The organism is Oceanobacillus arenosus (genome assembly GCF_003369575.1).
Taxonomy (GTDB): Bacteria; Bacillota; Bacilli; order Bacillales; family Amphibacillaceae; genus Oceanobacillus; species Oceanobacillus arenosus.
This window is the reverse complement of sequence record NZ_PIOC01000010.1, coordinates 75921-86349: the sequence shown is the minus strand read 5'-3', so window position 1 is coordinate 86349 and position 10429 is coordinate 75921. Positions and strand designations below refer to the sequence as shown.

General features: G+C 41.7%; 6 protein-coding genes. 1 reads left to right on the top strand and 5 read right to left on the bottom strand.

Annotation, left to right across the window (positions count from 1 at the left end; translation table 11 throughout):
• The coding region (locus CWR48_RS05145) for an aldo/keto reductase (protein ID WP_147294870.1) at positions 1–592 on the top strand (592 nt) is incomplete at its 5' end.
• 803 nt (positions 593–1395) lie between these two features.
• Here the strand turns inward: CWR48_RS05145 and CWR48_RS05135 are convergent.
• The 5 genes from CWR48_RS05135 to CWR48_RS05115 all read right to left on the bottom strand — a co-directional run bounded on the left by CWR48_RS05135 (position 1396) and on the right by CWR48_RS05115 (position 10345).
• Positions 1396–2973 (bottom strand): SagB family peptide dehydrogenase, encoded by a 1578-nt coding sequence (locus tag CWR48_RS05135; RefSeq protein WP_115772019.1) that lies wholly within the window; start codon positions 2971–2973, stop codon positions 1396–1398.
• A gap of 21 nt (positions 2974–2994) precedes the next feature.
• Positions 2995–4941, bottom strand: a complete 1947-nt coding sequence (locus CWR48_RS05130) for a TOMM precursor leader peptide-binding protein (protein ID WP_115772017.1) — start codon at positions 4939–4941, stop codon at positions 2995–2997.
• Entirely contained in the window at positions 4938–6890 is a 1953-nt protein-coding gene (locus CWR48_RS05125) for a putative thiazole-containing bacteriocin maturation protein (protein ID WP_115772015.1), read from the bottom strand. The genes CWR48_RS05130 and CWR48_RS05125 overlap by 4 nt, the downstream gene beginning before the upstream one ends.
• 249 nt (positions 6891–7139) lie before the next feature.
• A complete protein-coding gene (locus tag CWR48_RS05120; RefSeq protein WP_245976744.1) occupies positions 7140–7382 on the bottom strand; it encodes a heterocycloanthracin/sonorensin family bacteriocin in 243 nt (80 codons plus the stop codon).
• A gap of 1178 nt (positions 7383–8560) precedes the next feature.
• Positions 8561–10345, bottom strand: a complete 1785-nt coding sequence (locus tag CWR48_RS05115; protein WP_115772005.1) for a S9 family peptidase — start codon at positions 10343–10345, stop codon at positions 8561–8563.
• Positions 10346–10429: the final 84 nt, after the last annotated feature.

The window sequence follows — 10429 nt, the reverse complement described above, 5'->3', positions numbered from 1 at the left end:
ACGACTTGATACAGATTATGTCGATTTAATGTACATTCATTATCCAGATGAGGATACACCGAGAGCTGAAGCAATTGGCGCATTAAAAGAACTAAAGGATGAAGGTAAAATCCGCGCAATTGGTGTTTCTAATTTCTCACTGGAACAATTAATAGAGGCAAATCAAGATGGATATGTGGATGTTTTTCAAGGTGAATACAACTTATTAAATCGCGGTGCAGAGGAAACTCTTTTCCCATATCTAACAGAAAATAATATTTCCTTTATTCCATTTTTCCCACTAGCATCTGGATTGTTAGCAGGAAAGTATAAAGAAGATGCGGTATTTGATGATTTACGTGCAGGTTTACCATATTTCCAAGGTGAAGTATTTAAACAAAACTTAGAAAAGGTAGAACAGGTACGTAAAATTGCAGATGCAAAAGGTGTAGAAGTTGCACATGTTGTTCTTGCTTGGTATTTAACAAGGGATGCCATCGATGCAGTCATTCCAGGTGCGAAGCGAGGAGATCAAGTACTTAATAATTTGAAAACACTTGATGTTCAATTAACGAACGAAGAAATTCAAAAAATTAGCGACATCTTTAAGTAAAAATGAGCAAGACCCATCCTACTTATTATTTGTAGGATGGGTTTTTTATGCTGCGCGTCTAGTTTGTGTCCCAACGTCTTTAGTCTTTATCCTTATTAAACTTTCAAATTGATTAATCACTTAAGTAGGAAGATATCCCCGGCAATATCAGCGCGATTTAAAACACAAACGAACTGTACCAAGAATAGCATCTTCTCTCTGTACATCAATCTTACTTGAAATATGAGTTAATTTAAGTCATTTTCCAGTCAAGCCAATTAAATAATGATTGTTTATTTACTCGTTCGAGGCGGTACCCACATTATTGTCTATGCAAAAGTACTCGAAGTAGCTACGGCGTAGAGATGGGTAAGAGGTTTTTGCTTCGCGCCTTCCTTCTTTTTGAATAAATAATCCTCTTTCATCAAAAATAACTACGAATAATTTAACTCCTTCTTCCGAATAATTCGCAAGATAAATTCAATAGCTAAAAATTAAAGTTCTAGGTAATAGCTGACGGGCCACCTTCTATCGACTATTAAAAATCGAACGTTAAAATCAATAGCAAGATTCCCGTTGACGTTACAGTGTATTTGCTGTAACCGAAATACTCAGAATGTGTAATAATTTATCTCCATGTTACAAAAACAATTAAAAAAGAGGCTTCTCAAAAGTTTGGTCAACTAATGAGAAGCCTCCATTGAAATCCTTATGTTAGCGAAATGTTAGCCAGTCACTCTTATCTCAATTAAAAACCCAATCATAATAATAACCTGCTTGATAATTCCTCATTATATAGTCCTTCACAAGATAAAAACCATAAATTAGCTGTGCAAACTTCCCCTCAGCGAGGGACGAGGGCGATAGGGACCAATTGGGATTTGGATTAGGCTGGTCTTTCCTTCTTGATCCATATTATAGAGTTCATCACTCAAATTCGCTTCAAATCCAAGAAGCGGGTGCCCTCCCATCCCGAGAGCTGATGCAGTCAAAAGCAATCGTTGCACGAGCATGCCTGCTTCCATCTGCTGGATTCGGTAACCCCTGTATCCTAGTTCTGTTTTATAGAATTCTTTATCACCAGCCACATGCAGACAAAGTGGTACTTGGAGCAAATTTACATTATCCAGAGACATTCCAGTCTGCAAGTGGAGTCGATGGTCCCCAGGGCATATTTCTCTTAGCATATGCTTTGCACTATCATATTCGTACGCCCCATTTGAAATACCTTCTACATTATATAAACAGCTGTAAATTGTTACACGAGGGTCATTACTACTATATGCTTCATCCAAATCATTTCTGTATGAAAAAGAAGACGTTGCCTTTAGGAGAAGGGTGGCCAGTTGTTGTTGACTCACCTTCCCTAAAATGAAATCCATGTCGGGAGAAAATCGGTTTTCGCAGGCCTCGGCCAGATCATAATACAGGGGCTCTATATGAGGCAATGCCACAGTACGCTCCACACGTTCAGGAGTTGCCCTCCCCCCGATCATCCGAAATGAAGATGTGGAATCCAGCTTAGAAGCTTCATTCATCGCAGTTATCATCGGATAGTCCTTGACACTACGTGACCGCTCGAAATGTTCTGGTTGAATTGCTGGCAGCTCTTGTTTCAATTCTTCCGATATAACATTTTTGTATAGGTCCTTTCCGTTAGTAGACCAGATGGTGGCTTCCAGCGATAGTGGAATTACACTATATACGCTCTCCTCCAGTTCGGATAGTCCAAGCAGATGATTGATTGCGGTATCAAGAAATTGAAAGTAGACACCTGAAGCGAAGCCAAACCTTTTCGCCACCTCCATTAACTGTCCAATCAGCACACCAGCATCCAACCCTTGGAGTCGATACGCAAAGTTGTTGTATTTAAAGAAATTTTTCCAGAACATTGTCGACACAAAGACAATACCAAAACACGAGGAGATGTCACACCGATTGCCCAAAGCCCTGGCTAAATAGGAATCGAAGTTCCCTTCCCTTAGGCATACCAGGCTATGGTGTGCTACATCATAATGGTAGACTCCATCTGGGAGTCCCTCTACCTTCAAATACACGTACAATTCGTTAGGATACAGCGCCCCACCAGAAGGAGCAAACCGCCGATACGACTGCAAAGGGAAGGAATTTTGCTCTGTGGAATCCATTGGAAAGACGGATTGGCTCAATTGAGTAAAACCGAATACATACCAGAGAAAATGACCGACTCTATTAAGGTCCAGTCTTACTGGAGGTTCTCCTCCAGTAAGCGTCAGCGGTACTTCCGTGGACAATGGAACAACCGGTAATCCACGGTAAAGTTTATATGCAAGAGGTGCATCCTCAAAATCCGCTTTCCAGTTCGACTGATTTGCCTTATCAATATTAAAATGCAGATTATGCAGAAATTCTTCCAGACTCATCCTCTACCTCCTAAACAATCTTTAAGGAAATGGGTGCGGATATGGATTGAGTTGTTCTGGTGTCAATGGTTTATTCGTAAACCCAAGCTTCATAGGAACTCGGAGTACCCTCTCAAGCCCTGTCAGGCGGGTAAGATGATACCCGAATGTCATTGGCAGCATCCCGGGAATCAGTACTTTTACGCAATACAATCTGTTTCGTATCGTTTCCGGTGTCGACTGGTCGACTATAATTACATCAAGATTTAACTGACGGAACACCTGAAGAATGTCTTGCAAATCATCGGTAAGATCCGTATGATTCGACTTCCACTTAAACTCCTCCTTAAATGATCGCATTGGACTATTGTTGTCAAGCAAAAAACTTAAGCGCTCTTCTGCTTGCGGCAAACCGTAAAGCATACCGTGGTCATCCATCTGCCTCACCAAGGAAGAATCATGCAGCATTTTTTCATACTCCTCCTGGTTCTTCTCAAAATTTTCATCAAGGTTCAGCATCATGCCAGCAAGCTCGTGAACCGCGCTTTTCACTGCACGTACTGGATCCAGATGAGCTCCGGCTGCACAGATGAGATTCAGTCCCTTTTCCTTTCTGTTTTTAGCCATTGCCCAAATACTTGGAATACCATGTTCCATCGTGGAGTTATACAAATACAAATCATACCCAGCAACCACTCGCATCCGTTCGACCATTAATTCCAACTCCTGGTCGTCAGCTGTAAAAGGATCCAGTCGCGGAAGATTGAGCTTCGCGTACCAAGTCATCAAGAATGAATCGCGCTCGACCACTTCCATAATTCCATAGAAAATGGCCTCCTCTAAACTTCCTCCTAGCGCACATCCATTGGAAGTTTCATAGATAAAACCTTGTGAACCGGATCCAACACTGTAATATGCAAGGCGTTCAGGTACCAAAATTGGACGCTCTTCTAAGAACGAATAACCCCATACCCAATTAATGGAACGGTTAGGATCAAACGATTTAAATGGAAAACCAGACTGCGCATATTGCTCCTTTGCGTGTACGCCTACCTTCAATGGATTGAGTGCTTCTTTTTCCAGGTTCCGAAAACTATCATGTATTACTGTCCGTTTGCCACGTGGCTCTAAACCGCAGTGCCGCTCCAATCCCTCTAAAATGGCTGTCGACACGCTTTCTGCATATGAATGAGTCCGGCCAGCTGTTCCCTCATCCCCGGCTAACATAGGCAGATTGACACTCGCATCAGCAAATGGAGGCACTAGGTCATACATTTTACTATTCAAAAGACCAGTACGATTATCAAGATAGTCTTTGACAATAACTTCTTTCATTTCATCCAACGGACGGCAGCGGAAACTGCTGGAACTGATTTTCGGACTTGGCTGCAGTGAAATTCGGGCTAAGTCTCGGGAATCATCGGGTAATCGACCACAGACCGGACACAACGGGTCGGGCAGAAAAGAATGCCATGAGCCCTTCAGTGTTTTCAAGTCAATTAAATATATCTTCCCTTCCGAATAAGCCCGATCACCTTGTAATAAATTCTGTACCTCAACCCCAATCAGGGAAGCCATTTGCAAAAGTCCGGTACCTGAGGACCATGGGTCACTTCCCAATTCCCAGCCCATATCTGGCCTCTGTTGTACTTCCCACATCTCCGTACGGTCACGTCCTCCCATGAGACGTCTCATGTCCGCACATTGAGAGCAACCGGCCGAACCTGGTCGTACAAGCGGACCAACTACACCTTCTCCAAATGAAACGAAACCTCTGAGCCAGGGAGTACCAGTCTTTCGAAAGACTTCTTCTGCCCTTTGATGAACAGAGGGTTCCCAACCATCATCCAAAAAGAGGGCCAAATCGATATTTTTTGGAACCCCTTCCTCAAAATTGGACTTACGAATAACTTGATGGTGTGCTGACAGTTCATCGCTAACAAGTTCCGCAAGCACCCCTTCTCCTACAATCAACACGAGGGAACTCATTGTGAATCCTCCTCTCGCAGCAAAACACCAAACACTCCGTCAAGTTGCTCTTTAAAAACAGGTTCAAGCCCTAATTCGAATACTAGGACCCGTTTCCCATTCCGTTTCAATATTTCCATGGCTCCTTGTAGGATGTCGGCCTGTATCCTCTCTTCACAAGCAGGAATATTAAGACTAACCGGCATTTTCTCTTCCAAAAATACAGATGTTACCTCACAGGCTTTTTTCTTAGAGGAATCCGAATTGTTTTGCACTTTGATAAGTGCCTGCTGTAATGCCCTCCGTAATGCCATTGTTATATTTAAATCTGTACTGCCATACCATCCATCTTTCGTACCTACCCATACTACAGGAAAACCGGATACTTCCTTTCCTATTCCGATTATTGGTGCTCCCTGCATCGTAGTCAGTGCCTCTAAATAGAACCGGCATCTCTCATCTTCTATAAAACTCAACTGTACTCGAGAAACAGAATACTTCTGATTAAGTTGTTGCTTCAGCTCCTCTGCCAAACACTTTTGTAACCCACGGCCTACACCTTCCACAAACGATTCACCAGATCCAACCCCGATAATTTCCTCCGGTACTGATAAAATTGCGCCAGCATTTTTATTTAGTGGCAAAGTATCAACGGCCAAACTGACCATTCGCGACACATACGTTTCAATCCCAGTTAATCCTGCTTCTCTTCGTACCTCCTCATGAGTCAAACCCGAACAGACAATATCTTGCATCAACTCAGCTGGCCCCTCTGACAACGGGTCGACTATCTGAACGCGGCACTGAGCTAACGGAAGCTGTCTCAAATCTTCCTCCTCCCAAATATGGAAGATTCCTGATTCCTCTGATGTCAACTGATTGAAGTAAAGAAGTAATTTACCTGACTCAGCTTTCTCTAAGCCTATTTGGATCCGCTTTTCGACATCTTCAACCCATTCAGCAAATATATCACTTGTTACAAGTGGGTGAGGAAAAAACGAATGCCAGTTTCCCTCCAATGTATCCAAGTCCAGAAGAAAAATTCTATTATTCTGTTCCAATTCCATGACTCCTGTAACTTCTTTAAACAATTCAAATACAATCACATTGGCTAACAACGATCCCGAAGTGGCAGAGAAGGCAGGAATTTGCCTATTTTTGAATAAGACAGAACGGTGCAATCGGCGCCATGCTGACTCCCAACACACCTCGGAATCTGGATGTACTAATGGACCTGCTAAACCTACCTGCTGCAGACATATAGCGGGAAGAAACATTTTCTTCTCTTCCCTGCAAACTGTATGAAGATACTTAAGTTCCTCTAGTTCTCCCTCCTGACTCACATACAAAATTGAATCAAAATGCTTCACTATTTCCCGCCAACTCTCCTTCTTTTGCGGAACCTCCTTTAAATCAACCTCTGGGTCTTTTTTTCGTGCATGTTCCACGAGTTCTTTTAACCTCTGTCTATTGGTCTGAACCTCGTCTGTGATTAGCACTTGGATCTTAGACAAACCGGATTCAATTAAAGAAGAAACCAATGAGTTTAGAATAGTACCAGAGCCAACTGCCAATACTTTGGCCTGACGGAAAATTTGAAAACGAGCTTCCCCAGAACCAACTAAATTGTCCACAAACTCAATTTGAGATGCATACTTTTTAAGATGATAATCCGACAATTGATGCGGAAGGTCTTGGCTTAAATCACGAACATAGCCATTTGCATACAGCGCTTCCGCAATTTCGTATACTCGATCCCGGTATAGACCAGGTAATTCGTTAGTCAATTGCCCTAACGTATACTCCCCATTGAACATCGGTAACAATTTTTCAACCCATTGATCGATCCCACTACCTTCGATACGGAATGAACTTAAGTTGTTTCGAAAATACACACCTCTGTTTGGTTCAGGGAGGTAAAACGTATCCCTTTTCACTTTCAGACGCACAGAAGGTTTCAAATTTGCCATCTCTATCCTCCTTACCTCTTGTGACCATAATTGTTCATTATCACTTCCACTACCATCGTATGTACAGCAATTTGTCCATTATGTCATACCTTATATTGAAAGCCTCCCTGTTAGAAAACTTGGTTGTCACCAAGACTTTCGGTGACAACCTTAGTTGCACTTATGCAGCGTAGGAAAGTTTATACTTTCCTGCCTGCCAACAATACAGGGGGCTTTCTCAAATAAACAACTAAACGATTAACACACGGCTTAATTGTCTTCTCGGTGGCATCTGGCGCAAGATGAGCAATGGGAACACCTAAAGCAGTTAGAGCATCTAAAACAGTTAAAGCAGTTAAAGCAGTTAAAGCCAAAGCAGCTAACACCAAAGCATCTAACACCAAAGCAATTGCCAATACCAAATCCGAATTGCTCACCGGATTGATCCGCATAGTACTGATTTTGATCCCAAGGGGTTGCCTGAGTCGCTTGGAAATCACCAACATTTAACATTTGAAGTTCATTTTGAAAATCATTCATTTACTTTTCCTCCTCAATCCAATTTAAAATAGGTACCAAAAACTTGAAACAAAAACAGCAGAATTAAATCGAAAAGATCTGTGTACCAGATGAATAATTCATATTTCGAACACTCATCAACAACCTATGTAAAATAGATGGGTATAGTTACTAAAACAGGAGCCTAATTTTATGAAATAACTAAATATTGTCTGAACAACCCTCATGCTACATATTTCCGTAAAAAAGACAAAATGATTGCATAGTGCAAGATTGGTGGCAGAATCGTCATCACCGCGCATACTGGTGTCATAATTTTGACGATCAATCCTTGGCTTTCTTTAATAGAAATAAGTTCTGAATGAAAAGGACGGCCTATTACAGTTATAAATGACTTAATATTTCCTTAAAGCTCAACTTCATTCTTTTTCGTTCTCACACCTGGTGACTTCTATCCTTAACCAATCTATAAGGTGTAGGAACAGCTAAGCCACACTGATATTCAAATGACGATGAACATAAATCACACGACACAGACACAGTTAAAGAACTGACTTAACAAAACTTTCGAAAATACTGAACTATAATTCATAGTGATTAAAAGTGGCCAAAGAATATTTTCGTGAACAAAACACCTTATTTCGCAGAACAAAAGCTTAAAGCTTGTTTAGCGAAGTACGGACTGCGCCCCAGAGGAAGGCGACCATAGTCGAACTTCTCCTTGCCTTTGAGATAAAGGAAACTCTTTGGGAGCGTAAGCGGTTGACTTAGATTACGGAGGTGAGGGAAGTCTCGCTACAGCTTTGGCGCTGGAGCTGGACGTGGCTGTTCTCGATGATTAAGTTATCCACAACATCCAATTTTAAAGTACGCCAAGCTATACAAAAGGCCCCCAACCAAAGTAGTTGAGAGCCTTGAAACACCAAAAATTGACGTTTTGAGAAATGAGGTGCAAAACGTGCGCCTTATTTAAGTCCGTATTTTTATGTTCTTTTATGGATGGATACAACGAAAGGAAATGCACACAAAGGTGATTGTTCAAACCCCCTAATACTACTATGTTTGTAAAAATTAATTACAATTAGGAAAAATACCGTATATGTGTTTCGCGGTCTAAATGCTGTCACATAATTATTATTCAAACTAAAATTGAAATCGAATGGTGGTTGTGATTAGTCACATCCCATATATTTCTCAAGAAAAGCAGCCACCATAGAGAAAACATAGATTTTATCCTCCGGTTTCACTAAGTTATGCCCCTCCCCTTCTATGCGATGATAGGTCACGGGATGCCCTCGTTGCTTCAGTTTATTGACGATTTGCTCGGACTCGCCAACTGGCACACGTGGGTCATTTACGCCGTGGATGACTAGCAAGGGAGCCGTAATATCATCAGCATGATTAAGTGGATCAATCTGGTCAAAAAAATCCCCGTCCTGTTCAACTGTACCGTATTCAATTTCTCTAGGCCGCTTCCTCCAGGGACTGGTTGTTTGGACAAACGTTCGCAGGCTCGACATTCCTACAATATCAACTGCAGCCGCCCATAAATTAGGATAGTGACTGATCGCCGCAAGCGTTAAAAATCCACCATAGCTTCCTCCGAAAACAGCGATTTTACTAGCATCAATATCCGGATCTTGTTTGAGTAAGTCTACTAGGGATATCACATCTTTTACAGCATCCATCCGTTTCCGTACATCATCCAAATGGGTATACGTCTTTCCGTACCCTGTGCTTCCACGGATATTAGGTGCTGCTATACAAAATCCCTGGTTTATAAAATATTGCAAAAGTGGGTTGTAGGATGCCCGGCTTTGACTTTCTGGTCCGCCATGAAGATAGATGACAACTGGATGTTTCTTAGCAGCTGGCTCTGGCTTATAATAAAAGAAAGGGATTTGAAGACCGTCAAATGAACAATAGGATAGCAGACTTGGCTCGGTTAGTTTCCCTTCTATGTAGGGTTTGTTTATATTTACTAACGGCTGGGCCTGAAGAGTTGGAAGGTGAAGTGCCCATAGTTCTGGGGGGTGTGCAGGCCCATTTAATTTAAAAAGCAGCATTTGTCGTTCAGGTAAAAAGGTGAGATTGGTAATCACACCCATTGGGGTTTCCCATGTATAAAGAGTCCCTTGTTTCAAATCAAACATATACCCTTTTGAGATTCCACCTTGATTTTCAGTAAAAGCAAACATGCTATTTTCTTTACTAAAGGACAATCCTTCAAAATCCCAATTCCCCCGCAGCAGCCAAGTGAATTGTTTGGTGGGCAGATGAATACACGCCAGTCCATAGAATTCACTATCTTTGTTGGACAATAGATATATATCATCTCCGTTGTTACTGAAGTAGATATTACGGTAGCTCGTTTCTCCTGAATGCTCCGTAATCCAGTCGATGTTTCCAGTTAAAAGAGATAAAATCCCTAAATCATGATCCAGCGCAGAGTTCGTTCTTCTGACCAATAATACATTTCCATTAGGAAACCATCTATCCACAGAAACCATCCCATCTCCGGCAAACACTAGATGGGATTCAAAAGTCTCTAGACTCTGGATATAAATATCTAAAAAGGCTCTGTTCCGTCGGTTGCTGGACCAGGCAATCCATTTTCCGTCCGGAGAGTTTCCCCCATATAGATGAACATGTTCAGGTGAGTGGGTCAGTGGAATGAGCATACCATTTTCCTTGAGGAGAAATAATTGTTCCCTCTCATTCCCTGTCACATCCATCCCGATAATTAAATCAGAGGTGCCAGTAACATATTTTAAGAACGTGACTCTTTCCAATGTAAAAGATGGCTGCTCAGGTCTCCTTTGATCTAGATTCCACTTCTCTACTCTAGACGATCCCATATATTCCGTGATCACACTTATTTGATTACTATTCGGTTCACAAACAAAATCTCTAACCGTACGCTGATTGACATAAGGGGCTGGAACCATTTTGGTCATTTCCTTCCCACCCATTCTCTAGTTTGTAAACACTGTTCTGAATTCCCTTAATATTATTTTGGTACAATAAGACGTTCAGATTCA